General features: G+C 69.5%; 23 protein-coding genes. 3 read left to right on the top strand and 20 right to left on the bottom strand.

Annotated elements, in window-relative coordinates; translation table 11 throughout:
- The 5 genes from pstB to NOV86_RS09660 form a co-directional block, all read right to left on the bottom strand.
- Nucleotides 1-915 (bottom strand): phosphate ABC transporter ATP-binding protein PstB, encoded by a 915-nt coding sequence (gene pstB / locus NOV86_RS09680; protein ID WP_267641142.1) that lies wholly within the window; start codon nt 913-915, stop codon nt 1-3.
- Nucleotides 912-2,522: a phosphate ABC transporter permease PstA gene (pstA, locus tag NOV86_RS09675; RefSeq protein ID WP_267641141.1), complete on the bottom strand. Its 1,611-nt coding sequence runs from the start codon at nt 2,520-2,522 to the stop codon at nt 912-914. The genes pstB and pstA overlap by 4 nt, the downstream gene beginning before the upstream one ends.
- Entirely contained in the window at nt 2,522-3,643 is a 1,122-nt protein-coding gene (pstC, locus tag NOV86_RS09670; RefSeq protein ID WP_267641140.1) for a phosphate ABC transporter permease subunit PstC, read from the bottom strand. Before pstC ends, pstA begins: the two co-directional genes overlap by 1 nt.
- Nucleotides 3,644-3,738: 95 nt before the next feature.
- On the bottom strand, nt 3,739-4,947 hold the full coding sequence (locus NOV86_RS09665; protein WP_267641139.1) for a PstS family phosphate ABC transporter substrate-binding protein: 1,209 nt from the start codon (nt 4,945-4,947) through the stop codon (nt 3,739-3,741).
- 181 nt (nt 4,948-5,128) lie between these two features.
- Nucleotides 5,129-6,799, bottom strand: coding sequence for an asparagine synthase-related protein (locus NOV86_RS09660; RefSeq protein WP_267641138.1), 1,671 nt, complete (start codon nt 6,797-6,799; stop codon nt 5,129-5,131).
- A 196-nt stretch (nt 6,800-6,995) separates the two neighbouring features.
- Between NOV86_RS09660 and NOV86_RS09655 the strand changes: the two genes are divergently transcribed.
- The gene (locus NOV86_RS09655; protein WP_267641137.1) at nt 6,996-7,385 is read left to right on the top strand and encodes a pyridoxamine 5'-phosphate oxidase family protein; all 390 of its coding nucleotides are present in this window, start codon (nt 6,996-6,998) and stop codon (nt 7,383-7,385) included.
- Between the two features lie 36 nt (nt 7,386-7,421).
- On the opposite strand, the gene NOV86_RS09650 is transcribed toward NOV86_RS09655, so the two are convergent.
- From NOV86_RS09650 to NOV86_RS09640, 3 genes are read right to left on the bottom strand one after another with little or no spacing between them, the layout of a single operon-like run.
- Nucleotides 7,422-8,654, bottom strand: coding sequence for a hypothetical protein (locus tag NOV86_RS09650; protein ID WP_267641136.1), 1,233 nt, complete (start codon nt 8,652-8,654; stop codon nt 7,422-7,424).
- A gap of 27 nt (nt 8,655-8,681) precedes the next feature.
- Entirely contained in the window at nt 8,682-8,987 is a 306-nt protein-coding gene (locus NOV86_RS09645; protein WP_267641135.1) for a DUF7130 family rubredoxin-like protein, read from the bottom strand.
- A 59-nt stretch (nt 8,988-9,046) separates the two neighbouring features.
- Entirely contained in the window at nt 9,047-9,562 is a 516-nt protein-coding gene (locus NOV86_RS09640) for a DUF7858 family protein (protein ID WP_267641134.1), read from the bottom strand.
- Nucleotides 9,563-9,821: 259 nt separating this feature from the next.
- Here NOV86_RS09640 and NOV86_RS09635 point away from each other — a divergent pair, with 259 nt between their 5' ends.
- On the top strand, nt 9,822-10,697 hold the full coding sequence (locus NOV86_RS09635) for a transcription initiation factor IIB (protein ID WP_267641133.1): 876 nt from the start codon (nt 9,822-9,824) through the stop codon (nt 10,695-10,697).
- 18 nt (nt 10,698-10,715) lie between these two features.
- On the opposite strand, the gene NOV86_RS09630 is transcribed toward NOV86_RS09635, so the two are convergent.
- From NOV86_RS09630 to NOV86_RS09610, 5 genes are read right to left on the bottom strand one after another with little or no spacing between them, the layout of a single operon-like run.
- Nucleotides 10,716-11,375, bottom strand: a complete 660-nt coding sequence (locus NOV86_RS09630) for a MinD/ParA family ATP-binding protein (protein ID WP_267641132.1) — start codon at nt 11,373-11,375, stop codon at nt 10,716-10,718.
- A complete protein-coding gene (locus NOV86_RS09625) occupies nt 11,360-11,971 on the bottom strand; it encodes a DUF7857 domain-containing protein (protein WP_267641131.1) in 612 nt (203 codons plus the stop codon). The genes NOV86_RS09630 and NOV86_RS09625 overlap by 16 nt, the downstream gene beginning before the upstream one ends.
- A gap of 26 nt (nt 11,972-11,997) precedes the next feature.
- Nucleotides 11,998-12,879 (bottom strand): DUF7856 family protein, encoded by an 882-nt coding sequence (locus NOV86_RS09620; protein WP_267641130.1) that lies wholly within the window; start codon nt 12,877-12,879, stop codon nt 11,998-12,000.
- On the bottom strand, nt 12,876-13,214 hold the full coding sequence (locus NOV86_RS09615; protein ID WP_267641129.1) for a DUF7855 family protein: 339 nt from the start codon (nt 13,212-13,214) through the stop codon (nt 12,876-12,878). The genes NOV86_RS09620 and NOV86_RS09615 overlap by 4 nt, the downstream gene beginning before the upstream one ends.
- A 56-nt stretch (nt 13,215-13,270) precedes the next feature.
- On the bottom strand, nt 13,271-13,546 hold the full coding sequence (locus NOV86_RS09610; protein WP_267641128.1) for a DUF7854 family protein: 276 nt from the start codon (nt 13,544-13,546) through the stop codon (nt 13,271-13,273).
- Nucleotides 13,547-13,829: 283 nt separating this feature from the next.
- Between NOV86_RS09610 and NOV86_RS09605 the strand changes: the two genes are divergently transcribed.
- Nucleotides 13,830-14,420: a DUF7504 family protein gene (locus tag NOV86_RS09605; RefSeq protein WP_267641127.1), complete on the top strand. Its 591-nt coding sequence runs from the start codon at nt 13,830-13,832 to the stop codon at nt 14,418-14,420.
- A gap of 11 nt (nt 14,421-14,431) precedes the next feature.
- Here NOV86_RS09605 and NOV86_RS09600 read toward each other — a convergent pair whose 3' ends face one another.
- The 7 genes from NOV86_RS09600 to NOV86_RS09570 all read right to left on the bottom strand — a co-directional run bounded on the left by NOV86_RS09600 (nt 14,432) and on the right by NOV86_RS09570 (nt 25,209).
- Complete coding sequence (locus tag NOV86_RS09600) at nt 14,432-16,837, bottom strand: PAS domain S-box protein (RefSeq protein WP_267641125.1); 2,406 nt, start codon at nt 16,835-16,837, stop codon at nt 14,432-14,434.
- 212 nt (nt 16,838-17,049) lie between these two features.
- Complete coding sequence (locus tag NOV86_RS09595; protein ID WP_267641124.1) at nt 17,050-18,057, bottom strand: DUF5305 family protein; 1,008 nt, start codon at nt 18,055-18,057, stop codon at nt 17,050-17,052.
- On the bottom strand, nt 18,054-18,557 hold the full coding sequence (locus NOV86_RS09590; RefSeq protein ID WP_267641123.1) for a hypothetical protein: 504 nt from the start codon (nt 18,555-18,557) through the stop codon (nt 18,054-18,056). The genes NOV86_RS09595 and NOV86_RS09590 overlap by 4 nt, the downstream gene beginning before the upstream one ends.
- Entirely contained in the window at nt 18,554-19,549 is a 996-nt protein-coding gene (locus NOV86_RS09585; RefSeq protein ID WP_267641122.1) for a signal peptidase I, read from the bottom strand. The genes NOV86_RS09590 and NOV86_RS09585 overlap by 4 nt, the downstream gene beginning before the upstream one ends.
- A 30-nt stretch (nt 19,550-19,579) precedes the next feature.
- Complete coding sequence (locus NOV86_RS09580) at nt 19,580-20,128, bottom strand: hypothetical protein (protein WP_267641121.1); 549 nt, start codon at nt 20,126-20,128, stop codon at nt 19,580-19,582.
- A gap of 153 nt (nt 20,129-20,281) precedes the next feature.
- Nucleotides 20,282-22,921: a hypothetical protein gene (locus NOV86_RS09575; protein WP_267641120.1), complete on the bottom strand. Its 2,640-nt coding sequence runs from the start codon at nt 22,919-22,921 to the stop codon at nt 20,282-20,284.
- Between the two features lie 83 nt (nt 22,922-23,004).
- On the bottom strand, nt 23,005-25,209 hold the full coding sequence (locus NOV86_RS09570) for a S8 family serine peptidase (protein WP_267641119.1): 2,205 nt from the start codon (nt 25,207-25,209) through the stop codon (nt 23,005-23,007).
- Nucleotides 25,210-25,213 lie beyond the last annotated feature (4 nt).

The raw sequence follows: 25,213 nt of genomic DNA, 5'->3' as shown, positions 1-25,213 counted from the left end.
TCACCCGAACTTGCCGGTGATGTAGTCCTCGACCCGCTGACTCTCCGGGTCCTCGAAGATCTTCTCGGTCTTATCGTACTCCACGAGTTCGCCGCCCGTGAGGAACACCGCGGTCTGGTCGGAGATACGCGCCGCCTGCTGCATGTTGTGCGTGACGATGACGACGGTGTACTCCTCGGAGAGCTGCTCGATGAGCTCCTCGATCTTCGAGGTCGCGATGGGGTCGAGGGCGCTCGCGGGCTCGTCCATCAGGATGACCTCGGGGTCGACGGCGAGACAGCGCGCGATGCACAGGCGCTGTTGCTGGCCGCCGGAGAGGCCGAGGGCGCTGTCGTCGAGGCGCTCGTTGACCTCCTCCCACAGCGCGGCCTGCTGGAGCGACTCCTTGACGAGGTCCAGCTCCTTCTGGGGGGTCGCACGCCCGGTGAGGCGGGCGATGAGCCCGGTCTCGAGGTCGCCGTGCTTGCGCGGCCCGTACGCGATGTTGTCGCGGATGGACTTCGGGAACGGGTTCGGGTTCTGGAACACCATGCCGACCCGCTTGCGGAGTTCGACCAGGTTCACGTCGTCCTGGTAGACCTCCTCGCCGTCGAGCTCGACCGAGCCGTCGACTTGCGCGACCTTGATGCGGTCGTTCATCCGGTTGAGACACCGGAGGAACGTCGACTTCCCACAGCCCGAGGGCCCGATGAGGGCGGTGACGCTCTTCTCGGGGATGTCCATCGAGACGCTCTTGAGCGCGTGGTCGTCCCCGTAGTAGACGTCGAGGTCGCGGACCGACAGTTTCGTGTCGCTCTCGGACTCGTAGTCGGTCCACTCCGCCTGGACCTCCTCCTGGGTCTCGCCGGTCGTGGTGGTCAGTGGTTGGTCGTCGGTGCGTTCGCGTGACACGGATTGGGATTCTGTCTCGGTCATTGGTTCAGTTTCTTGCGGAAGTAGTATCGCGTGACGATGCCGATGGCGTAGAACGACAGGACGATGGTGAGCAACACCAGCGCGAGCGCCCACGGGTCGAGCTTCCCGCCGCTGAGGCCGGCGGTGATGATGGCGTAGAGCTGGTAGGGCAGCGCGCTGGTCGCCTGCAGGAGCGCGGGGTTCTGGACGAACGGCGGCGAGGCGATGAACTCGAAGCCGCCGATGACGTCGACGGTCTGGCTCCCCGGGACGAAGGTCCCACCCGCCATGGTGAGCAGGATGGGGGCCGTCTCGCCGGCGATGCGGCCGACGCCGAGGATGACCCCCGTGACGACGCCGGGAAGCGCGGCCGGCAGGACGACGCTCCGGATGGTCTGCCACTTCGTGACGCCGAGTGCGGCGCTGCCGTCGCGGTACTCGTCCGGGACGGCGAGCATCGCCTCACGGCTCGTGATGACGACCAGCGGGAGCAGCATGAACCCGAGCGTCAGCATCCCGGCCAGCAGCGACTTCTGGCCGCCGAAGCGGGGGATGAGGAACGCGTACCCGAACAGCCCGAAGACGATGCTGGGCGTGCTCCAGAGCGCGTTGGTCGCGATCTCGACGACCTGCGTGAACCGCCCCTCCTCGGCGTACTCGCTGAGGAAGATGGCGGTCCCGATACCGAGCGGGACGGCGAAGAGGACCGACCCGACGACCAGCCAGATGGTGCCGACGATGGCCGGCAGGACGCCGTTGAAGTCGTTCAGCAGTGCGACACCGTTCATCAGGATGGGCCACTTGACGGGCCAGACGATGGTGTAGCTGAAGCCGAAGAGGCCGAGGGTCGTGGCGGGCCCGACGCCGAGGCCGATCTCGAAGCCCTGGAGCACGCCCGGCAGGCCCTTCACGACCACGAAGAGGACGAGGCCGATGAGGATGGCGATGATGGAGGCGACGGTCAGGTAGACGAGGACGTGCGCCCCGAGGTGGCGACCGCGCGCGCCGAAGCCGCCGTAGGCCTTGGCCGCGGCCCAGCCGACGTAGAGCGCGCTGAACATGACGATGACCGGGGCGGTGATGTCGTAGAAGAACGCCGCGTTGAGGCCGTTCGGTGCCCACTTCCAGCCGGGCCCGATGATGCCGGTGAGCATCACGACCCCGCTGAGGAGCGCGAGGGCACCCGCGGGGACGGTCGAGCCGATGTCCTCGCGCGGGAGGACGGTTGTCACGAACGCACCGGTCCCGACGATGCCCGCGAAGACGACCCAGCCGACGAGCCCGAGCCCGAGGGTCTGGGAGCCGACCAGGCCGCCGATGACGAACCAGACGCCGGTGAACGCGACGGCGGCGACCAGGCCGGCCGACGGCAGGGGCTGTGTCTCGATCGCGCCGACGTACGAGCCGACGCCGAAGCCGACGACGAGCAGGCCACTGAGCGCCAGCACGGCGCCGAGCAGCATCGGCATCGGGATGCCGGCGGTCGTCCCGTCGATGGCGACGATGTTGAACAGCGACAGCAGGCCGAGCGTGAACGCGACGGCGGTCAGGGCGACCGTCGCCCCGGCGAGCACCTCGACCCGCGACGTTCCCTCACGGACCAGTTCGGAGCGGTTTATCGTACTCATCACTCGTTCCCTCCGAGGTTCTTCTCCATGCGCGCCTCGATGTACTGCGACCCGAGACTGAGACACAGGACGGTGATGAACAGGATGACCCCGGCCACGAACAGGGCGTTGAACTGCAGGCCGTGGGAGTCACCGTAGCGCGACGCGATGAGCGATGTCAGCGTCTCGAACCCGTAGAACACGTTGTACAGGGGCTCGGCGATGTCCGGCGAGTTCCGGAGCATGACGGTCGCCGCCATCGTCTCGCCGATGGCGCGGCCGACGCCGAGCAGGACCGCGGCAGACACCCCGGAGAACGCCGCCGGGATGGTGATGTTCGTCATGGTCTGCCAGTCGGTCGTCCCGAGCGCGAGCGACCCGCTCTTCATCGACTCGGGGATGCTGTTGAGTGCGTCCTCGGCGACGGAGACGACCGTCGGCAGCGCCATCAGGCCGACGACGAGGCCGACGAAGAGGTACGTCCCCTGTCCGTTGATGTCGAAGGCGGTGGACGCCCACGGGCTCAGGATGGTGAACCCGATGAACCCGTAGACGATGGAGGGGATACCGGCGAGGATCTCGATGCCCGGCTTGACCAGTTCGCGCACGGTCGGCGGGGCCATCTCGCTGATGAACAGCGCGGTGCCGACGCCGAGGGGCCCGGCGACCAGCGTCGCGATGATGGTCACCATGACCGTCCCGTGGATCATCGGGACCATCGAGTACACCTCCCGGCTCACGGGGTCCCACTCGGTCCACGTGAACAGTTTGAGGCCGGGGACCGGAACCCCGTACAGCGTGCCCGTCGCGTACTCGAACATCGGCCACGCCTCGAGGAAGATGAACACGGTGATGAGGCCGAGTATCAGTATCGTCGAGGCCGTCATCGTGAGCGTCACTGCGTGTGCGGTCTTCTGCTGGTACTGGAGCCAGCCGTAGCCCACGGTCAGCCCGAAGACGAGCAACAGGACCACCGTGTACGGCGACATCACGATGAAGCCGGCGAACGCGCCGAGCAGGCTCGATAGCCCGACGACGCCTGCTGCCAGTGCGGGTGGCTCTGTCTCCTCGACGACCTCGCGGGCGTCGGTCAGCCGATGCTGGATGGCTGTTCGCCATCCTGGTGAATCGGATTCGGTCATGGTATCTGTGTCACGTATGGAAAGAGTATGAGACGGGTACGGATCGCGTCACGTTCGAAATCACGGTGCGACGGCGCTACCGGTGGCAGGCGCGGTTACGCCTGGGCCGGCAACTTCTCCTTCTCCTTCTGGAGGTCCTTGTTCGGGAGCGGGATGTACTCGACCTGCTCGACGAAGACCTTCTGCCCGAACGTGGTCAGGTGCATGTTGAGGAACGCGGCCTCGCGCATGTCCGTGCCCTTCGGGTTGTCGTCGGTGATCTTCGTGTACATGTGGAGGTCACGGTTGAGCGGGTACGAGGAGTCGAAGATGGTGTTCTCCGCGTCCTTGCTCGGCTTGTAGACCGTGCCCTCGAAGTCGATGGCGATCGGGGCGAGGCCGTCGCCCTGGAACGCGAGCGCCATGTAGCCGATGGCGTTGTCGTTCTGCTGGAGGACCGTCTTGACCTGCTGGTTCTGGCCCTTCCGGGTGTCGACCTCCATCGGTGCGTCGGCGTCGCCGAGCATGTTGAGGCGGAACGAGGTGTCCGTCCCGGAGCCCTCGGCGCGGCCGACCACGAAGATCTCCTCGTCCGGACCGCCGACCTCGCTCCAGTTCTGGATCTCGCCCTGGTAGATGCCGCGGACCTCCTCGCCGGTGAGCTGCTCGACACCGGCGTCGTAGATGGCCTGGCTCACGAAGACCGGCTGGCCGTCACGGCCGACGACGTGGTCGACGACCTCCTCGTTGGCCTTCTCCTCGCTCCAGCCGAGCTCGGCGGTGATGGGACCGGAGGAGTTGCCGATGTCGACGAGGCCGTCGCGGACGGACTTACAGCCCGTCCCGGAGTGGCTCAGACCGATGCTGGTCGCGAACGGCGGGTTCGCCTGCTTGCCCGTCGGTTCGAAACCGTAGAGGCTCGCGAAGTAGTCGGCGAGGCGCATGCCCTCTGCACCGTTGCTCTTGAGCTCGTCCCAGCCCGGGACGGAGGTCTCGGAGTTCGAGCCCCAGTACTCGCCGTCGCTCGCCGGCGCGTTGGAGTTCCAGTACGAGCTACCCTTGTTGGAGATGGGGTAGACGGTCGAGGAGCCCTCGGCGGTCAGCATCGAGGTGTCCATCGACTCCTGCTCGCTGGAGTCGCCGCTGGTGTCCTCGCCGGAGCTCTCGTCGCCACCCGAGTTCCCCGAGTCGGTGGGCGCGTCGGTGCTCTCACTGCCGCTGTCTCCCGTACAGCCGGCCAGCCCCGCTGCGCCGACCGCACCAGATGTCATCAGGAACTTCCGCCGTGATACCCCGTCAGCCAGACGCTTCGAGTCTTGCGTCATCACCCGAAATCTACGTGAGGCTAATAAAACCTGTTTATAATAGGAATCTACTACGACACATAATAGAATGGTCCCATAACCCCTGCTACGCACCACTAATTGGAGAATATGACGGGTATGTGCATGTATATAGATGCTATATATTCCGGGGGTGTGCCCCCGTCGCCGCCGGTGAGCAGGCTCAGCCCCGTACCACGGCCACGGCCGGGACGGGGTCGAGTGCCGGGTCGCGCAGGACCCGGTCGCGCCAGACGGCGAAGGTGAGCAGGTTCCACGTCACCGGCCCGAAGCGGTCGACGTGTCGGTCGGTCAGCGACGGCGGGACGAACCCGGGCGGGTCGTACCGGTCGAACACCGCGCCGAGAGGGCCGTCCGCGAAGTACCGCGCGACCGGCAGCGACCCGGACCCCTTCCGGTTCCCCGGCGAGTACGCGGGCAGCCGGCGTTCCAGCAGGGCCTTCGGGACGTGCTTCGGGCGCATGTCGCCGAGGGGGCCGACGAACCGGTCCTCCGGGGCGACCGAGAGCGCGGTCCGGGCGACCCGGGCCGTCGTGAACGGGGTGACGAGGCTGCTGTCGTGGACGTGGCCGAGCTGGCGCCACTGGGAGACGCCGTCGTGCTGGAAGAAGCTCAGCCAGTGGCCGCACTCGGCGTGGCGGGCGAACCGGCTCTCGCCGGTGTGGGCGGCGCGCTCGCGGACGTACTCGACCTGTCGGTCGACCCGGTCGGTGACGGTGTCCCGGTCGGTCATCCGCGCCACCAGCGACGGGTCGGTGAAGAAGGCCAGGTCGACGGCCAGCGACCGGGGGTCGCCGAGGGGGCGGTCGAGTCGCTGGACGAGGTCACAGAGCCGGCGCGGAATCGCCGAGAGCTGGCCCAGCCCGTGCCGACAGAGTGGTTTCGCGCCCGGGACCGCGAGCAGGGGCGAGAGCAGGCCCGCGAGCTTCGCGGCCTTCACCGACGGGACGCCGAACAGCGAGTCCGCCCCGGCGCCGTTGACGTACCAGTCCCCGCCGTCGCGCCGGAGGGCGTGGTTCGTCAGCACCGTCTGGTGGTAGTGCGACGGGGAGCCGAGGGCGTCGATGCTGGCCTCCAGCGCCGTCAGGAACGAGTCCTCGTCGAGGCGCACCCGGCGGGGGGTGACGCCGAGCGCGTCGCTGGCCCGGGCCGCGTTCTCGTACTCGAAGCCCACCTCCGGGGAGTCACACGTCATGACGAACGCGGGGTCGTCCGCCCGGAAGGTGTGCAACAGCGTCGAGTCGGTGCCACCCGAGAGCATGGTGGCGGCGCGGTCGGGGACGCTCTCGGCGAGGACCGCGGCCAGCGACCCTTCGAGGGCGTCGACGGCCTGCCCGCGCGAGCGCTCCGTCGCGGCGGTCACCCGGCCGACCTGCCGGGTCGACACCGCGCCCGTCGCCCCGTCGCGGTGGAGCCACGTCCCGTGGGGGAGCGCCCGGACCTGGGAGACGTACGTCGTGGGTTCGATGGGGCTGCGGAACAGCAGGTGGTCGGCGATGGCCCGCCGGGGGACGCTCCGCTCCGCGACGGGGACCGCGGCGAGGGCGCTCCGGAAGTTGTCGGTGAGCAGGGCCGGGTCGTCCTCGCGGTCGACGAGGTAGAGGACCCGCGTCGCCGTGACGCTCCGGTAGGCGTCGAGGGTCCCGTCCGGGTCGACGCGGGCGACCACCGCGTCGTCCGCCGGAAGGGCCCGCATCGTCGCTGCCACGTCCTCCCCCTCGCGGATGGCCCGGACCAGCGCCCCCGGCGTCGTCGCGTCGACGAGCCACGTCGCCCCGTCGGTCTCGACCTCGCGGGTGGCCGGCGCGGCGAACCGGACACGAACGGTCGTCACTGGCTCCACGTCGGGCCTACACCCATTTGCTTACCGTGCTCGTAATGTCACGGTACAGGTCACGTAATCCGTGAAACGGTCCTGTCGGCCGCGACAGTATCTCTACTGCTTATTTCCGTTAGCTCTGGTTGGTGCGCGTATGCTTCCTCGGGGCGGTGTCCAGCGTGCTCATTGTCCACCACTCCCTAGCAGGACCATGGCCACGGTCTCGCCCGACATCGAGGAGCGTCTCACCAGGGACCCGCCCCGCGTCGCCTACCTCTCGACCTGCACCGACGACCGCCCACACGTCGCCCCGGTCTGGTACCACTACGAAGACGGCGAGATAGAGATCGTCACGACCGGCCGGAAACTGGCGAACCTCCGCGCGAACCCCCGCGTCTCGCTGGCGGTCAGCGCGGAGACCGGGGGCGTCCCCGAGTGGACGGTCACCCTGCGCGGGACCGCGACGGTCGTCGACGACGCGGCCGAGACGGCGGAGGCGAACGCCCGCATCAACCGTCGCTACGGGGTGGCCGAGGACGCCTGGTCGGAGAACGTGCTGGTCCGCATCGCGGTCGGGTCGGCGAGCCTGCGGACGTACTGACGACGGACGCAATCGTCACCCCGTCGGTACCGGAACTCACCCGAACCGCCCGACGGCGGCCATCCCGGCCTCGCCGACCGCGACGACGGCCCGGTCGCCGAGCGCGACCCCGCGGAGGCCGGCCACGCCGACGACGCTGTCGCTCTCCCAGTTCCTGCTGCCGGTGTGCCGGTAGAGCCGGTCGTCGCCGGCCGCGACCTGGCCGTCGCCGGCTTCGGTCGCGTCGAGGGCCGCGAGGGCGCTCCCGCTCACCTTCGTCGGGGTCCAGCCCCCGTCCCGGTAGTGGTGGACCACACCACTCCCGTCGGCGACGAGACAGCCGTCGCCCGCCAGGGCGACCGCGTCCCAGAGCACGCCCCGCGCATCGAGGCCGTCCCTGGCCGTCGCCTCGCCCGGGGAGACCGCGAACACCCCGTCGTTCGTGTCACAGCAGTAGCCGGCGACGTCTCCGGCGTTCCCGGGTTCCCCCTGGCCGCGGAGCGCGACCGCGGTGATGCTCGACCCGGTCCCGGGCTTGGTGGCCGCGTCCCACCGGCAGTCGCCGTCGCGGTAGCGCCCCCAGAGGAGTTCACCGGACCCGGTCGCGAGGACGACGGTCTCGTTCCCGTCGGCCCCGGTGACGGCGAGGTCGGTCCACTCGTCGGTCCGGTCGCGGGGGGCAGAGAGGTCGCGGTGGCGGCCGGAATCCGGGTCGAGGCGACCGAGCGCTCCGCCGGCCCCGGCGACCCAGACCGCGCCGTCGGCCGTCGCGTCGACCGCGGTCAGGTCGCTGGCCTGTGCCCCCGGCCCGTCGGCGAGGGCGACGCGCCAGTCGTCGGCCTCGCGTTCACCCTCTCCCGCGAGCACCACCCCGTCGTCACCGACGGCGTACGCCACCTCGTCGGCGACGACCACGTCGGTCAGGTCGGCCCCGGTCGGGAGGTCGACGGCCTGCCAGTCCGGCGGCTGCTCCCGGGTTGCCGGTCCCGCCGTCGTCGTATCGCGCTCCTCGCCATTGGTCGCGGAGCCGTCGGCCGGGCGGTCCTCCCCGGCGGCGGGTTCGTCGTTCTTCATCGCCTGCTCACCGGCGCCGTGGCCCCACGGCCCGTCCGCGACCACGTAGTAGCCAAGTGGCGGTACCAGGTAGCACGCGATGGCCAGGACCGCGAACCGGCGGTCCACGACCGTCAGGGTCCCGAACGCCGTCATCGCGGCCGTCGCGACCGCGTGGACCCACGTCTGGACGTACCGCCTGCAGAACGCGACGACCGACCGGGTGGTGCTCGTCACGGGTGAGCGCTCGGGGCACACCGGGCGTCAGTCCTCTCGGGCGCGGAAGAGGTGCTCCTTCGACGCGCCACAGCTCGGACAGGCATCGGGCATCCCGTCCTCGAGGTCGCCCATCTCGCCACACGCCTCGCACTCCCACATGAGGTAGCCCTCGCCGAAGGTCTGGCCCGGTTCGCTCTCGGGCGAGGTCGTTGCGACCTCGTCGTGGAGCGCGACCTCGACGCCCTCGCTGGTGAACCCGCGTATCTCGCCGATCTCGTCGCCACTGGGCGTACACACCGTCTGTCCGACGTCGATGGAGACCGCCTCGTCCGTCGTCGTGTCGTCACTCATGGGCCGACCTAGCCGCGGGCGAGGGAAAAGGAGCGAGACTAATTATCTGTGGCGTGCGGTCACCAGAACTCGTCGGCGCCGTGCATCGTCTCCGCGAGGGCGTCGCGCTTGTGGACCGCCGCGTTGCCCGAGCGCGAGAGCGCGCCGGTCACCACGTCCTCGGCGCCCGGCAGGGGGTCGTGGGCCTCGACGAAGGCGGCGAGTGCGAACTCCTGTGCTCCCGCACCCGTGAGTGCGCGAGCGTCCGCGCGTGAGACTCTCGCGTCCAGCCAGTCGCGGACGATGCGGCGGCCCGCCGGGGCGAGCGGCGAGACGCCGTCCAGCCCGAGCAGGTGGAGCACCTTCGCGGCGGCCATGGGCGTCACGCCGGCGTCGTGGCCGGCTGCGTCGATGGCTGCCCCGCCGGTGTAGGCGTCCACGACCGCCGCCGCGGCCGGGGCGTCGCAGGGCAGGTCCGTCTCGTACTCGGCGAGGCGCTCCGCGAGCGTCCGGTCGGTCTCGTCGGTGGAGGCGACCCCGCGGTCGCGCTGCTCCGTCGTCACGCACAACCCGTCAGCGATGTCCGACAACGTCATTGCTAGCCTACTGGTTCGTACTGAAATAAAAGTGGGCCGGTTCGCCGCGCGAACCCCTTCGGTTCGAGTCGAGCAGAGAACTCACCGGCTCGCAGTCCGTCGATTCGACCCGCAAGTTACCGGTGATTGTTCACTTTCACTCCGGACTCCCGCCGGCGACAGAACCCACCGGTTACCGGTAGGCTCCACCCCGGGCGACGCCCGGTTTTCACCGGAACCGTCTCTCGTTTAAATAACCCGTCGGCGCGTAGGTCAGAGTATGAGCAAAGCGATGCAGTGCTGTCCGGAGTGCAGTGGAACCCTCGAACGTGACCGCGACGAGACCGTCTGTGGCCAGTGCGGGCTGGTCGTCGGCGCGGACCGGCTCGACCGCGGCCCGGAGTGGCGGTCGTTCACCGAGGGCGACGACTCGGGCAAGCGGACCGGGGCGCCCCTCACGCGGTCCCGACACGACCGCGGGCTCTCGACCGAGATCGGGTACGGGAGCGGGGACACCCGGCTGACCGGGCGCAAGCGCCGGACCCTCACCCGACTTCGCCGCCACCACAACCGGGCGCGAATCGCGACCAAGACCGACCGCAACAAGGTGTACGGTTTCACCGAGATCCGGCGCATCGTCGGGTCGCTCTCGCTCCCGCGCAGCATCCGCGAGCAGGCCTGCACGCTGTTCGAGTCCGCCCAGAACGAGGACCTGCTCCGGGGCCGGTCCATCGAGGGGTTCGCGGCGGCCGCGGTGTACGCGACCTGCCGCGTCCGGACCATCTCGCGGACGGTCGACGAGGTCGTCGCCGAGTCCCGGGCCGACGAGGCCGAGTTACGGGCCGCCTACGACGCGATGAACCGCGACCTCGGGCTCCCGACCGGCCCCATCGACCCCCGCGAGTACCTCGCGCGCTTCGCGACCGAACTCGACCTCCCGCAGGCGGTCGAGCGCCGGGCCCGCCAGCTCGCGGCCGACGCGTTCGACGCCGGCATCGCCTCGGGCCGGAACCCGAGTGGCTTCGCCGCCGGCTGTCTCTACGCCGCTGCGAAGCGAGAAGGCTCCTCACTGACGCAAGCCGCGGCCGCCGAGGTCGCGGACGTCTCCACCGTGACGGTGCGCTCGGCGTACTACGACCTCGTCGACGAGAACTGAGACCGCCGCCTCACCGTGTCACGAGCGCGGTGCGACCGCCGCCGCCAGCGACTCGAACGCGTCGACCACCGGCCCATCGGGCGCCAGTGCCTGCACCGGCTGGCCGGCGCGGCCGGCACGCCTGACCACCTCCTTCTCGGGAATCGTCGAGACGGGCGCGCCGAGGGCGCGCTCGACCGCCGCGACTGGCGGGTTCTCACCGGTCCGGTTGAGGACGACACGCGCCAGCCCGGCGTCCAGCTCCCGGGCCAGCGCCCGCGTTCGCAGGGCGTCGGGGAGCGCGAAGGCATCTGGGAGTGCGACGAGCACCGACCGGTCCGCGACCAGCAGGGGGATGCCGGCGTCCGCGGCCATCCCGGCCGGGCAGTCCAGGATCACGTCGCCGTAGGCGTGTTCGACGGCCGCGACGGCCCGCACGAGTTCGGTCGCGTCGGCGGCGCGTGCCCCGGCCAGACTTCGGCCACAGGGGAGGAGCCTGACGGGGCCGTCCTCGCGGACCGCCTCGACCGGGTCGGCCCGGCCGGCCAGCACGTCGTGGAGGTCCGGGCCCCGCGTCGCGGGCAGGTCGGCCATCCCGAGGTCGCCGTCGACGACCACCGCGCCGGTCGCCGCGCCGAGGTTGTACGCGACCGTGGACTTCCCGACGCCGCCCTTCCCACCCGTCACCGCGAGCCGCATCGGTCCTCCATGTCGGCGGCCAGCCGTCGTGCTCGCTCGGCGACCGCGGCGACCCGCCGGCGGTCGCGCGTCGTCGGGGACTCGCGGCGCTCCAGCGCGTCGAGCCAGGCGGTGACGGCCCGCGGCGGCCGCGGGGCTGGCTCCGACGTGGGCGTCTCCGGCCTGCCCGCGTCGTCCACGTCGTTCCAGTCCATGTCTTTCCCGGCCGGCACAGCATCCCCGGCCGGTACCGCGTCTCCCGGCGGCGTCGGGTCGCCGAGCGTCCGGACCAGCCCGGCCGCCGAGTGCGGGAGCACCGGTGCCGCGTGTCGCGTCGGTGCCGCGTCGGCGACCCGAAGGACTGCCCCGTCCCCGACCGACTCGGGGGCGTCCGGGCTGGCGAAGCCGACGCCGCGGCTGCCGGCCGCCGGCACGACCAGCGTCACCGAACCCTCGTCCCAGCCTGCTTCCGGCTGGCCCTGTCGGCGCGGGTACCAGACCGTCTCGAGCCCGGGTTCGAGCGTCACCCGGCGGGGCCGGGACCCGTCGTTCGTGACCGTCGCTGCGACGAACGTCACGCAGTCGCGCCTGTCCGTCTCGACGTGGAGGTCGACCATGGCCCCCTCTGGCCGCCCGTTCGGATTTAAACGATGACGACGGGGGCGTCGAGGACGGCCGCGGCGTCGGCGGCAGAGTCGAACCGGCCGCACGCGAGGACCACCGGCGCGGCCAGCGACGCCAGTCGGACGACCGCGAGGGCGGCCGAGACGGGGTCGTCGCCCGACGCGGTCGCGTCCCGGGCAGCCGCCCCACCGGGAACCGCTGTCAGGGCCGACTCGAACGCCGCCTCCAGCTCCCCCGCCAGCCACGCCGTCGCGGCCCGCCGCAGGTTGTCGCGCCGGTCGACCAGCCGGAGCTCTCGCTCACGGGCGTCCCGGCCCGCCCGGGCCGCCTCGCGGACCTGCGACAGGGCCTGTTCGGCAGCGATGCGCGCCGTCTCGACGTCGGTGAGCTCTCGGAGGGTCTCCTGCAGGTCTGCCGCCACCGCCTCGGTCGCCGCGTCCACGTCCCGGCGCGCCCGCAGCTCGCCCTGGAGCGTCGCCACGCGCTCCCTGAGCCGGTCCTCCTCGGCGCTCGCCGCGGCCACCTGCCGGCGGGCGCCTTCGAGGTCGACCGCGGCCGTGGCCGGGTCGGCCATTGCGGCCTCGACCTCCCGGAGCGCCGCGGCCTGTGGCGGGACGAGCCCCCGCGACCGCGCCACGGCCGCCAGCGCCCGGCGGCGAGAGAACGACACCCCCGGTGCGACGACCGCGACGTGGTCGTGGACCGGTCCCAGCGCGGGAGCCGTCACGCGCAGTCGCGACCCGTCGGCATCCTCGGCATCCTCGGCGTGGTCGCCCCGGATGGCGGCCGCGAGGGCGTCGGCGTCGACCGGCCGGTCCCGGAGGTCGATGGCCCGTCCCGTCCGTACCCAGCCGTCGCTGGCGACGCTGATTCGCCGGTCAGGGGCGGCTCGCCGCGTCACAGGTCCGTCTCGCGCATCGCCTCCGGGGACGGGTGGTCGGTCCCGACCGCGAACTTCGCGTAGGGGGTGTACGGCGACGCCCGCTCCTCGAAGGCGGTCGCCGCCCGGTGCGCCCGCTCGAAGCGCGGCTCGAACTCGTTCAGCGGCTCGGTCCGTTCGACCTGCACGTCGGCCCCGTACCGTGCCCGGAGCCGCAGCGCACAGAACGCGCCGAACTCGGTCTGCTCGAACAGCGCGGCCCGCCCGAACCGCCGCACGACCACGTCCTCGTGGGCGGTACAGACGTTCCGGAGGGTCTGTCTGGCCGCCTTCGAGTAGGTGATGACCAGGAACACAGTATTCGTTCAGAATCTCGTGTAAAGAAGTGTTCGGTCGACGGCGGCGGCGGGCCTCAGTCCGAGACGCGTGCCACGTCGAGGGCCTGTGGCGCGTCGGCCCAGAGGTCCCGCGCCCGGTCCCTCGCCTCGGTCGGCCCGGCGGCGACGACCACCACGCCGCGGTCGTCGCCCGTCACCCGGTACACCGCGAGCTCGGGCACGTCGAACTCGCTCACGTACGTCCGCAGGATGGCCTGGACGCGCTGCTCCATGCCGGCGAGGTCGACCTCGCCGCGCTCGAACTCGCCGAGGACCTCCTCGACGTTCCGGATGGCTGAGATTCGGTCCATCGGGGCGTCTGTACGACCCGGTGTGCGGGTGAACTACTTCGCCTTTCTGGTCGACGTCCTCGGCACCTAATCGTTTACCGTCGGCTCGACGGGAACGATATAACGTAGCCCCAGCGGTGAACTGGCGGTCGGCACAACACACAACCTGGTGAAGCAGTGTGCGCCATCCAACCACCCCCTCGGACGATCACGACCTGACCGTTCGGAGCGACGGCAGCCCGTCGCTCGGTGGTGCGTCGTGACGACGCTCCCACACCGTCATCCAGCACCGACTCCACTTCCGATGGCGTGTCACGAGCTCACCACACAGGCCCGAACTGGCCTCCTCTCCACGACAGCCACGTCGAGCGGCGACCTCCTCCGGCCACTCCTCGCGGGCGCAGCGCCCGCACGAGAGGTGCTGGCCGTCACGCCAGTGACCGAGGTCGCCGCCACGGTCGAGGCGGCCACGCAGTCGAGCCATCCCGAGTCGTCGACTGTCAGGGTGCTGGCGTACGGCGACGGCCCCGCCGGTCATCCCCCCCGACCGGCGACCGACGGCACACGAGCCACCGTCGACCGACTGGACGAGGAACCATGCCCGTCCGCGGTCGCGTCGTGGCTCGACGACCGGCTACCGGTCCCTGGAGCCGACCGCGCCGGTGAGGTGCTCGTCTTCGTCGCCGCGCTGGCCCCGTTTCTGGACGCGACGTCGCTCGAAGAGACACATCGATTTCTGTACTATCTGACCGCACAGGCACCGGACCGTCTCGGGTCGCTGTACTGCCACCTCGAGGCGACCCGGTCGCCTGCGACGGTCACCGCACTCGCGCCGCTGTTCGAGGCTACCGTCGAACCACTGGACGACGGCTGGGTCGTCGAAACCCGAGCCTGACAGGTAGACGGTTAGCTGTCCGTCGGCTTCCCCGACAGACAGCTCCGCAGGAGCCGCAAGAGCGCCTTGCGGAGGTGCTGGTGGAACGTCGGTGGCGAGATACCGAGTGCCGCGGCGATCTCCTCGCCGGTGCTGTCCCGCGGCCAGTTGAAGTAGCCACGGTTGAACGCGACCTTCAGGACCTCCGTCTGTCGGTCGGTGAGCGAGGCACTCAGGAGGCGCATCCCGTTCTCCGGGTCGTCGGTGACGTGCTCCTTGCGGACCAGCTGGACCCGACTGGAGAGCGACTGCAGGTCCTCAACGAGCGACCGGATGTCGAACTGGGCGGGGAGCTGGGCGGTGAGCGTGGCGTACTCCGGGCCCACCTCGTACCGGACGAAGGTCCCGGCGTACTCGCTCAGTATCTCGCCGGGCTGGAACTGGTCGACGGTGAGCTCCAGTTCGTCGTCGTCGACGCGTTCGACGTTCGTGACGCTCAACCGCTCGTTCGCGACCGCGGCGAACGCCTCCGGGTCCGACGGCTCGACGTAGACGAGCCACCTGTCGGCCTGCCCGACGAGGTCGGTGACGACGGCCGAGCAGTCGCTCGCGACCGCCAGGCTGGTCACCACGTCCTCGACGTCGTCGAGTTCGATGGCGACCTCGACGACCTCCAGCCCGACGCCGCCCCGCCGGCGTTCGATGGCGCTGGAGGCGTACCCGATGGTGTCACCGAGTTCGGAGAGCACCTCGACGCTGGTCTCGTTCACGATATCCGGCCCGGTGAGGTAGACCTCGAGGACGCCGTAGACCGTGTTCCGGTGGGTGACCGGGATGCTGACGAGCCCCCGGTAGCCCCGCCGGAGCGCGCTCTGGCGGATCTCGCTGCAACTGCTCTCGTCGAGGATGCTGGAGACGACGACCGGCTCCTGGGTCCGCATCGCGACGGCGGCCGGGGCGTCGTCGGCACTCGTGACCAGCTCCGTCACCCGGGAGACGAACTCGGAGTCCCCGCCGTCGTAGTCGAGGACCTCGACCCCGCCGTCGCCCGTGGGGACGCCGAACCAGGCGTGCCCGACGAACGACGCCGCGGTGAGTTCGGCACAGACCGCCTGTGCGATGGCCTGCTCGTCGGTCGACCTGACCAGTGCCTTGTCGACGTTCCGGATGACGTCGTTGAGCTGGTTCAGCCGGGCGAGTTCGTCGTTCGCCTCCCTGAGCTCTGCCTCCCTCTCCCTGAGTGCGTCCTCGAAACGGCCTCGTTCGAACACCGCCTCGTACCCGGCGGCGAGCATCTGGCCCAGCGAGAACGCGAACTCGGAGAAGGTGCCGGTCGTCGCACAGACCAGCAGTCCCTCCCGGTCGATGGGGAACAGGAGGTAGGCGTCCTCGTCGCCGGCCAGTTCGTCGGCCCCGTCGTCGGCCGACTCGACGCGGTCGGCCTCGCCCGCGACGAACGTCTCCCAGAGGGTCGACGCCTCGTCGAGCGTCTCCGGGAGCGCGGCCGACCAGGTGTCGCACTCGTGTTCGAGCACGCCGTCGTCGGTTCGCCACTCGTAGTAGGCCGCGTTGGTCCCTCCGGTTATCTCGGCGGCCCTGGTGGCGTCGTCGTCGTCGAGTGGGCTGGCGCCCCCGTCGCGGATCATGTCGTGGAGCGTCTCGTTGAGCGTCCGGAGCGAGTCGATGCGCTGTTTCCGCTCCGTGATGTCCCGCGTGTTGACGACGTAGCCGCCGATGGCCGACTGGCGGCGGTTCCGGCCGGTGGACTCGTACCAGCGGTAGTCGCCGTCCCCGGTCCGGTAGCGGTACTCGACCGACTGGACCGCGTCGTCGTCGCTGGTGATCAACTCCTGGAACACCGCCACCAGCTCCTCCCTGTCGTCGGGGTGGACCCGGCTGAACCCGTCCTCGCCGAGGAGGTCGTCGACGCTGTACCCGAAGACGTGTTCGACCGCCGGGCTGAGGTACTGGTACCGGCCCTCCTCGTCGAGGACGGCGACGAGGTCGGTCGACGCCTCGATGAGGGTCTGGAACCGGTCCTCCTCCCTCGCGAGTTCGGACTCGGCCGCGTCGTGTTCGAGGAGGTTCTCCATCCGGTTCGCGAGGAACCGGCAGTCGGTCTCCGTCGTGGGCCGTTCGATGAAGTCGTCGGCCCCAGCCTCGAGTGCCTCGCTGGCGGCGGCCGTGTCGTCCGGCGGCGTGAGCACGACGACCGGTCTGTTCCAGCCGCGCTCGTGGAGGGAATCGAGGAGGTCGAGTGCCGTCTCGCCGGGGAGGTGGAAGTCGCACGCGATACAGGCGACCTCCGCGGACGCGTCGAGGACCTCGTCTACCTCGTCAGCGGTGGCGGCAGCCACGACCGAGAACTGCGTCGCATCGGAGAGGTACTCGACGCACCTGCTCCGCAGGGCCTCGTCCTCGGCTACGACGAGTACCACCTGCTGATAGTCTCGCATGCTCGCGCGTACTGTCTCGAACGGTTTCCGACTGGTGCCTATGTGTTTAAGTTTCTCGCAGACGAGAAATCGGCCACTCCGAGCGTTGCCTAACTGTTTATGCCGTTTATATGTCTGCTGTCCAGGTGTCGACAAAAATAACGTAGAGCTATTGGTCTGTGGGACGTTACCACCGAGCCTGGATGGTCGCCCGGTCAGCGTCCCTCGGGACTGAACCGGTAGACGACCCCGTCGTCCACGACGACGTAGGTCGAGAGCGACTCGTCGAAGACGATGCGACGACCGCGGTCGACGGCCAGCTCGCCGAGCGCCCCCAGCGATTCGACGGTGACCACCGGCCGGTCGAACGACGACGGGAGGCGACCGCGGGAGATCCACTCCTCGTACCTCTCCTGGTGCAGTCGGTACGCGAGCACCGCCGGGTCCGCGAACGCGAACCGCCGGGTCGCGACGACGCCCGCGACCCCGGCCAGACTCACGACCAGTCCGCCGCCGACGAGCAGCCACGCGTCCCGGTTCTCCGCCGGGACCGTGACCCGTCGGCTGTTCCGGTCGCTGTGGGTCTGCTCGGTCTCGCCCGCGGACAGGCTGTACCAGGTGTCACCGACGCTGAGCGCCGACTCGTGGGACAGCGTCCCGTCGTAGCGGTCGGTCTCGTAGTCCGTGGTCACGACGACCGCCACGGCCACCGACGAGTCACCCCCGGCGGCCGACCGGAGTTCCCGGAGGCGGTCGGCGACCGCCGGGGTCGCGACCGTCACCTCGGTCCGGGCGCGACCCTCCCTCGCGGTCCCCTGCTCGCTCGCCACGGTGCGGGTCGCCGACCAGACCACCTCGTCACCGCGCTCGATGGTGTACCGGAGCGCGACCTCGTGGCGGTACCGGAGCGTGGACCCCGGCTCAACGCCGCTCTCGACGACGACGGTCAGGTTCGGGGCCGCGCTGGCGAGGTAGGCCGACTGGTCGGTCAGCGTGACACCGGTGTCGTACAGGGGGTTCTCCGCGGTCACGGTCGCCGCCGAGGAGACGTTCGTCGAGACGGTCTGGACGTGGGTGTGGTCCGTGACGGTGGTCGTCCGGGGCTCTTCCATCCCGACGACCCCGCCCCCGACGACGGCCAGGCCGAGGACGACGACCGCCACGCAGAGCGGCCAGCCGTAGCGCTGGAGTGCGAACTCCAGGCGGGTCCACAGCCGGCTCATCCCTCCACCGGGACGCTCCGGTTCGAGGCGTTCGTGTAGAGGCCGGTCGTCTGCGCGCGCACGTCGAAGCGGACCTCCCGGCCGACCAGCGACGCGTCGTCCGGAATCGATATCTCGACCACCACGTCGCTCCCCGACGCGAGGTCGACGGTCGCGCTGTCGCCGACGGTCGTGCCACCGACGACCAGGTCGCCGATGTCGGTCGAATTCGACCGGAGCGCGACCGTCACGGTCACCGACTGCCCGAAGCGGTTGCTGACGGTGACCAGCCGGTCGGTCGCGTTCACGTGGACGGACCCGTTCGGGTCGATGCCGGTGACCGCGTCCGTGTCGGCGACGACGTCGACGCCGGTCGAGCGCGAGACGTCCGCGGTCTCGTACCCGGCGGCGATGGCGCCCTGCCAGTGTGCGAGCGCCACGACCAGCCAGCAGACCACGACCAGGGCCTTCAGCCAGGCCCCGGATTCGCGTCCAGGTCCGCGACGGCGACGCCGCGTCATCGGTCACCCCCGCGGGGCCGGAACAGGCGACAGGGCCGGCGGTGGTCACCGAGTGCACCCGCGATGCCGAACGGGACCGCGATGGTCGCCGTGACCGCCCCGAACACCGCCGCGACCGGGTGGACCCGCCGAAGCGCCGTGACGAGCCACTCCGGGGCGAACGCCGGATACCGGTAGACGGTGACGCTGGTCCGCTGGACCCCCGTGGTCTCGCGGGCGGGGACGACCCCCGCGACGCGCACCCGACCCCTGGCCGCGCCGCTCGTGACCTGCACGTCCCGCAGCCCGGTGGTGTGGACGAAGTGGTCGGAGACGGCACTCGTCCCGGTCGCGATGGTCTCGTTCAGTGCCCCCGGCTCACCGACCGCCGGGCCGTACTGCCCCCCGGTCGCCGTGACGACGAACTCCCAGTCGTACCGGACCGCGGTCGAGAGCATGACCGCCGTCAACACCCCGGCGAGCAGGAGGAACCCGGCGACGTAGAGCGTCCCGTACCGGAGCGCGCGGTCGTGACCGTAGCGGTCCCTGCCCCGGACGAGGACGGAAGCGAGCGTCACCGCGACGGCGCCCGCGAGAATCAGCGACCGCTGCTCGCGGAGGGTCTCGACGCCCCGGCCGAAGCCCGGAATGGTCACCACCGAGCCGTCGACCCTGAGCACCTTCCCGGTGACGTCGGCCCGGTCGACCGGCGGATGCCCGCTCGCCTGGTCGGTCGTCGGGTTCGCGTCACCCTTCGTCACCAGTCCCTCGTCGGTGACTCCGACGACCCGGTGCGTGACGAACTCGTCCTGCTGGTCGGACCAGAACGTGACCACGTCGCCCGTCGCGACTTCGCCGGCGGGAACCAGCAGGTACCCGTCGTACGGTTCGATGGTGGGCGCCATGCTATCCGAGTAGACGTACGACACGCTCACCGGGCCACCGATCGGCGCGAGTACCACCGTGGCCCCCAGGAGCACGCAGAACAGGAGTACCGAGCGACGTTTGCCCATCGAAACGATGTGGGAGAGGAAGTACTCGGTTCAGGCCGAGACGTTCAGCGTCCCGCTGAGGTCAGTTCCCGAGCTCACTCCTTTGGTGTCGACGACGATGACGACGTGGTGGGTCGCGCCCGACGCTACGGTCTGTATCGTCTGAGAGGTGTTCTCCTCGCTCACCGTAGTGACGAGCGCCCCCGTGCTGTCGTAGATTCTGAACTGGACGTTCTCGCTCGTGTCACCAGTCGCCACCGGGGTGTACGAGACGGTGATGTCGTGGCTCTGTCCGTCGTTGTTGGTGATGTTGAATGCCGAGCCGTTCACGGCGTCGTTCGGATTACCGACCTCGAAGTACGCCTCCGCGTTGACGCCAGTCGCACTGCCCTGGGCGAAGTCGATGCTCAGCGCGCCGCTAGTGTTGGTTGAGACGATGTTCCCGGACGTCCCGTCCTCCAGTCCGATGAGACCGCTGCTGTCGGGGACGACCTGTACGTTTGCCGACCGTTCCACTGCCCCGGTGGTGAACGCGCTCGCGCCGACCACGAGCCCGCTCACCACGAGGACGACCGCTATCAAACCTATCTCGCGATTCATCACAGCACGTCCGTTGGCCGGATTGAGGACTAAGGCTGCCCGCCATCAGGTTAGGGACGCGCCTGACCCGGTCCTAAAGAATTAGGAAACCCATGCCGCTTCCGGCCGGTGGACTGCCCGGCTCGACCGCTCCCAGCCCCCTCCGTGGCAGCCTCACGTCGTCCGCAGGTGGTCGGTGCGAGGCTCGTACACCTCGCCCTTCTGTTTGAGCTTCTCGATCTCGTGTTCGGCCTTCGAGCGGTCCATGCCGATCTCGTCGGCGCGCTCCAGCACCACGTCGACCGGCGCACCCTCGTCGTAATCCTCCTCGATGTCGCTGATGAGCTGTTTCAGGTTCTTGATGCGGTCGCGCTGGCTCTTCGAGGTCCCCGTCTCGATGACGTCCGCGTCGAACTCGCCCGTCTCCGGGTCGACGCCGATGTTCTGCAGGCACTCCCGCACGATGGCGATGACCTTCTCCGCGTCGGATTGCTCGACCGTATCGGAGAGGCGCATCCGGGCCGACGCCTCCGACAGCCGCACCAGCGCCTCCAGTTTCCGGGCCGTCACCGGCACCGGCGCGTCCTCGTCCGCCCCCTTCGACCGCAGGTCCACGTAGAAGTCCCGGATGGCCTCACGAGCCTCCTCGGTCATCCGCGGGTAGCAGTTCTGCTTCGCGTAGGCGATGTACTTCCGCACGAGCTCCGCGTCGATGTCCGGGTCGACCTCCTCGGTCATCTTCGCGACCTCGTCGTCGCTCACGTCGTGGTTCGTCATGTGGTTGCGCTGGGTGTGCAACTCCCCGGCGTAGTTCGTGTTCAGGATGTGCTCGGCGAGGTCGCTGTCCTTGTCCGGGTCCGGGCTGTCCGTCACCGTGAAGATGAGGTCGAAGCGCGAGATGAGCGCCGGCTCGAGTTCGATCTGCTCGCCGATGGGCTCGTACTGGTCGAATCTCCCATATTTCGGGTTCGCCGCACCCAGCAGCGAACAGCGCGACTTGAGCGTCGCGTTGATGCCCGCCTTCGAGACGGATATCTTCTGTTGCTCGAGGGCCTCGTGCATGGCGGAGCGGTCCTCGGAGTTGTGGACGACCATGCCATTGGCGACGAAGTTGTGGGTTCCTTCGACGGTGAGGTCATAGACCGCATCATAGTCGTTGTTTCGAACCTGCCGAACAGATGTTATCTGACGACATTCGATATCTTCACTGATTTGTTTGGCTGGAGGCTCGACAATCAGGCCACCATCGGATGCGCGAACTGGGTCTTCTCGCGGCACATACGTCCAATCTCCCTCTTCGAGTTCGGAGGCGGCCCGCTCGACACGTTCTCCATCCTCCAACACGAAGAACGGATGGTCCTCGGTCGCCGTCAACTGCTCGCCAGTCTCGAGTGTTACCTCTGTCAACTCGTCCGGAGCCTCGTACTCGTGAATCGCCTGAATCGGGCGACGAACGAGATTCCCGCCCTCGTCCATCGTCCATGCTTCGAGGTCGCCACCACGAATGGTTCGGCCATTGTCAAGATACTCTACCTCGCCGAACTCTGCCACTTCGTGTGCGAGGTCTCGGATTCTGGAAATCCGACCGTTGCCGAGGTGAACCAGGCTGTCTCCAGTCACACAGCGCATCTTGTCCAGCTCGTCGACCGCCGCGATTCCCTGGTCTGCGAGTACGAGCGCGCCGGCTTCGAGGGTCCACTGCTGGCCGTCGCCGAAGTCGTCGCGGACCGCAGCTGCGGTCAGACCGGCCGAGGACGACCCTTTCCCGGAGGTGTACACCGACCGAGGTGCAATATTCTCGATATATCCTAGCATCTGGGACTTCCCGGTACCAGGGTCCCCTATCAGCAGCATGTGCAGGTCGCCACGGATTCTGGAGCCGTCGGGCAGGTGCTTCGTGACGCCGGAGAACAGCTGGAGCATCATCGCGAGCTTCTCCTGTTCGTAGCCGAAGATGGAGGGGGCGATGGAGCCGACCATCTTCTCGTAGATGTCGGGTTCGTTCGAGAGGGAGATGATCTCCTTCTTGTCCTCCTCGGTGATCTCCATGTCCTCGAACTGCTCTTCGTCGACCTTCACGGAGACGCCCTCCATGTAGTGGTCGAAGATGGGGGATTTCTCCTGCTGGTTACCCTGCTGTTCGAGGCGGAGGATGCCGGTGCCGGCGACGTGGTCGCCGGGGGTGACCTCGCCGGTGATGTCGTCCTCGATGTGGATGTCGATGGCCTGTGGCGTCTCACCGCCGCGGAGGCCTTCGGGGGACTCCTGGACGCGGAGTTTCTGGGCGTCGACGAACTCGGACTGGTCGTGGTTGAGGACGAACGGGCCCTGGCGTTCACAGCCCTGGCACTCGTGGGGTTCCTGGAAGTTGCCGGTGGACTGGGGGATGCGGGTGAGGGTGCCACAGCGCTGGCACTCGAAGGCGGCGACCTCCATCTTGGACTTGACGTCGGTCGCCTTGCGGACGATGCCACGGACCGTGACGAGGGTGTTGACGTGGCGGGAGCGCAGGTCGCGGATCTCGGTGCTGTCCGGCAGCGGGAGGATGCGGACGTGGGCCTGCCCGAGGCTCACGTCGACCGGGAGGTCGTAGAGGCGCAGCGCCTCCTCGGCGTACTCCTGGAGCTGTTCGGGCTGGTTGCGGTAGTCGTCGGCGAGGTCAGAGTCGAACTGGAAGAGGTCGTTCCAGTCGAGGTAGAGCGAGCGCTTCTCGTTGGGGTACTTGCGCGCGAGCTCCCCGATCTCATCGCGGTAGTAGTCTCGATAGAACTCCAGAAACGCGTCGACGAGTTCGGCGTTGTCCCCTTGAGCCATTGGACCTGACTAGAGTCGTCTCCGCCTAAGAAGGTTGGCAAAGCGCGCCGAAAGTGATGCCGTCTGGCACGCCGGGGCTGGCGTCAGTAGCCGTAGAGGGTACCGGCCTCGCCGAGGACGACGTAGCCGACGACCTCGGAGGTGTGGCCGACCTCGCTGTCGGCGCTGCGCTCCTCCTCGACCTTCACGTCGACGCCGGAGCTGCCGAGGCTCCGGTAGCGGAGGCCGGCGGGGTCGCCGCCGTCGGCGGTCTGCTGGGCGGCGAGGAACACCGGGGTCGTGCCGTAGGATTGCGAGCCGAAGTCGATGCGGTACCAGTCGTGGGTCACCGCGTTCGGGGTCGTGGCGACCCGGAGCGCGGCCCCGTCGACGACACTGTCACCCATCGCGATGGCGACGTAGCCGACCGTCTCGGTGGCGTGGCCGCCGCGGGCTTCCTCCTCCTGCAGGCGGACGGTGAAGCCGTCTTTCGAGACGTCCTTCATGCGGGTCACGACGGGGTCGGCCTCGACGACGGTCTGGGTCTGGCTCAGCACGACGGGGGTGGCGCCGAACTGGGTGTCGAAGGCGACGACGTCGTTCGCCTCGCCGACCGCGACGGTCCCGGCTTCGAGGGTGCGGCCGTCGGCCAGCGTGTGGCTGCCGGCCTCGACGACCATGTACGAGACGGTCTCGCTGGTGTGGGCGCCGTCGGCGACGAGCCACTCCTCGAGTCGGAACTCGAAACTGTCGGGCGCGACGTTGCGGACCCGGACGTGGAGGGCGTGGTCGCCGTTGTAGCTCGGGGGCTCCATGACGACGACGGGGTTCGTGTAGGTGTTCGACAGTGCCACGGTGTGCCACTGGTCGCGGCTCGACTGCGAGACGGTCACGCGACCGGTCTCGCCGATGGCGGTCGGCTCCTGGGCGACGCCGAGGACCTGGTCGACTATCGGGATGCCGTGGCCGGTGTCGTAGTCGAAGCCGGCCGCGGTCACGTCGTCGGTCGACTGGACGAGCCGGGTCCGGACGTCGTCGGGCGAGAGGTCGCGCGAGCCGTCCTGCAGGTCCTGTGCGAGCAGGAGCGCGACGGTGCCGGAGACGTGCGGGGTGGCCATCGAGGTCCCGCTCATGGTGGTGTAGCCGTTCCCGCGGGCGGTCGAGTAGACGCTGACGCCGGGGGCGGCCACGTCGACGGCGGGGCCTTCCGCGCTCCACGATGGGGTGTCGTCGGTGCTGTCGGTCGCCGCCACCGCGATGGCGCCGGCGCACTTCGCCGGGTAGCGCACGTCGTCGGTCGCGGTGTCGCCGTCGCCGCTGTTGCCGGCCGCCGCGACGACGACCGAGCCGGCGGCGGTGGCGCTGTTCACCGCGTCGCAGAGCCCGCCCTGGGTCGGGCCGCTCAGGCTCATCGAGAGGATGTCGGCGTCGTCCTCGGTCCCGATGACCCCGTCGGGGCCCCTGACGGCCTCGTCCATCCCGGTGATGATGACGGAGTAGGGGGCGCTGCCCGAGTAGTCGAGTACCTTCACGGAGTAGAGCGATACGTGCGGGGCGACGCCCACGACACCGAGTCCGTTGTCCTCGGCGGCGACGGTGCCCGCGACGTGGGTGCCGTGGCCGTTGTCGTCGTCGGCCGCCTCCTTGCCGTAGGAGCGTTCCTCGGTGGGCCAGCAGAAGACCCACCAGCACTCCTGTCCCGAGGTCACGCGGACCCCCCAGTCGACGTTGTTCCGGAGGTCCTCGTGGTCGTAGTCGATGCCGGTGTCGATGACGGCGACCTGGACCTGCGACTGGTCGGCGGCGTCGAGGCCGGCCGTAGCGGCGGCCTGCGCCTCGATGCGGGCGATGCCCCACGGCGTGGTCTGCGAGGACGCCGCGGGGTCGACGGTCGCGATGGCGTCGGGGTAGACCCCGGCGACGTTCGGGTTACGTTCGAGCCCCCGGACCGCCTGCTCCGGGACCATCGCGAACGCGACCGGCATGAAGGCGATGTCCATCCCGCCGGTGACGCGGCCGCCGGCCGCCTCGATGGGGGCGGCGCTGCGCGCGGCGTGGTCGGTGAAGACGACGATGACCTGTGTCATGTCCTCGGGGCCGACGCCAGCGGGTGGCCAGTCGGTCCCGTTGCCGGGGCCGTCGCCCGGCGGGCCGTCTCCCGTTCCTGGCCCGTTACCAGTCCCGGGCCCGTTGCTCGGCCCGGCTGCGGGCCCGTCTCCCGGGCCGTGACCGGTCCCCGTCGCGGTTCCCGCGACCACCGATAGCACCATCACGACGACCATCGCGAGTGCGAGCACCCGCCGGTTCATGCGG

This window comes from Haloarchaeobius amylolyticus, assembly GCF_026616195.1.
Classification (GTDB): domain Archaea; phylum Halobacteriota; class Halobacteria; order Halobacteriales; family Natrialbaceae; genus Haloarchaeobius; species Haloarchaeobius amylolyticus.
Note: the sequence above shows the minus strand (reverse complement) of the source record. Positions and strands in the feature narration are given on the sequence as shown.

Bases quoted from the DNA above. Each gene is read 5' to 3' on its own strand.
- pstB (WP_267641142.1), bottom strand. From the start codon at position 915: ATGACCGAGACAGAATCCCAATCCGTGTCACGCGAACGCACCGACGAC.
- pstA (WP_267641141.1), bottom strand. From the start codon at position 2,522: ATGAGTACGATAAACCGCTCCGAACTGGTCCGTGAGGGAACGTCGCGG.
- pstC (WP_267641140.1), bottom strand. From the start codon at position 3,643: ATGACCGAATCCGATTCACCAGGATGGCGAACAGCCATCCAGCATCGG.
- NOV86_RS09665 (WP_267641139.1), bottom strand. From the start codon at position 4,947: ATGACGCAAGACTCGAAGCGTCTGGCTGACGGGGTATCACGGCGGAAG.
- NOV86_RS09655 (WP_267641137.1), top strand. From the start codon at position 6,996: ATGGCCACGGTCTCGCCCGACATCGAGGAGCGTCTCACCAGGGACCCG.
- NOV86_RS09645 (WP_267641135.1), bottom strand. From the start codon at position 8,987: ATGAGTGACGACACGACGACGGACGAGGCGGTCTCCATCGACGTCGGA.
- NOV86_RS09640 (WP_267641134.1), bottom strand. From the start codon at position 9,562: ATGACGTTGTCGGACATCGCTGACGGGTTGTGCGTGACGACGGAGCAG.
- NOV86_RS09635 (WP_267641133.1), top strand. From the start codon at position 9,822: ATGAGCAAAGCGATGCAGTGCTGTCCGGAGTGCAGTGGAACCCTCGAA.
- NOV86_RS09630 (WP_267641132.1), bottom strand. From the start codon at position 11,375: ATGCGGCTCGCGGTGACGGGTGGGAAGGGCGGCGTCGGGAAGTCCACG.
- NOV86_RS09625 (WP_267641131.1), bottom strand. From the start codon at position 11,971: ATGGTCGACCTCCACGTCGAGACGGACAGGCGCGACTGCGTGACGTTC.
- NOV86_RS09610 (WP_267641128.1), bottom strand. From the start codon at position 13,546: ATGGACCGAATCTCAGCCATCCGGAACGTCGAGGAGGTCCTCGGCGAG.
- NOV86_RS09605 (WP_267641127.1), top strand. From the start codon at position 13,830: ATGGCGTGTCACGAGCTCACCACACAGGCCCGAACTGGCCTCCTCTCC.
- NOV86_RS09595 (WP_267641124.1), bottom strand. From the start codon at position 18,057: ATGAGCCGGCTGTGGACCCGCCTGGAGTTCGCACTCCAGCGCTACGGC.
- NOV86_RS09590 (WP_267641123.1), bottom strand. From the start codon at position 18,557: ATGACGCGGCGTCGCCGTCGCGGACCTGGACGCGAATCCGGGGCCTGG.
- NOV86_RS09585 (WP_267641122.1), bottom strand. From the start codon at position 19,549: ATGGGCAAACGTCGCTCGGTACTCCTGTTCTGCGTGCTCCTGGGGGCC.
- NOV86_RS09580 (WP_267641121.1), bottom strand. From the start codon at position 20,128: ATGAATCGCGAGATAGGTTTGATAGCGGTCGTCCTCGTGGTGAGCGGG.
- NOV86_RS09575 (WP_267641120.1), bottom strand. From the start codon at position 22,921: ATGGCTCAAGGGGACAACGCCGAACTCGTCGACGCGTTTCTGGAGTTC.
- NOV86_RS09570 (WP_267641119.1), bottom strand. From the start codon at position 25,209: ATGAACCGGCGGGTGCTCGCACTCGCGATGGTCGTCGTGATGGTGCTA.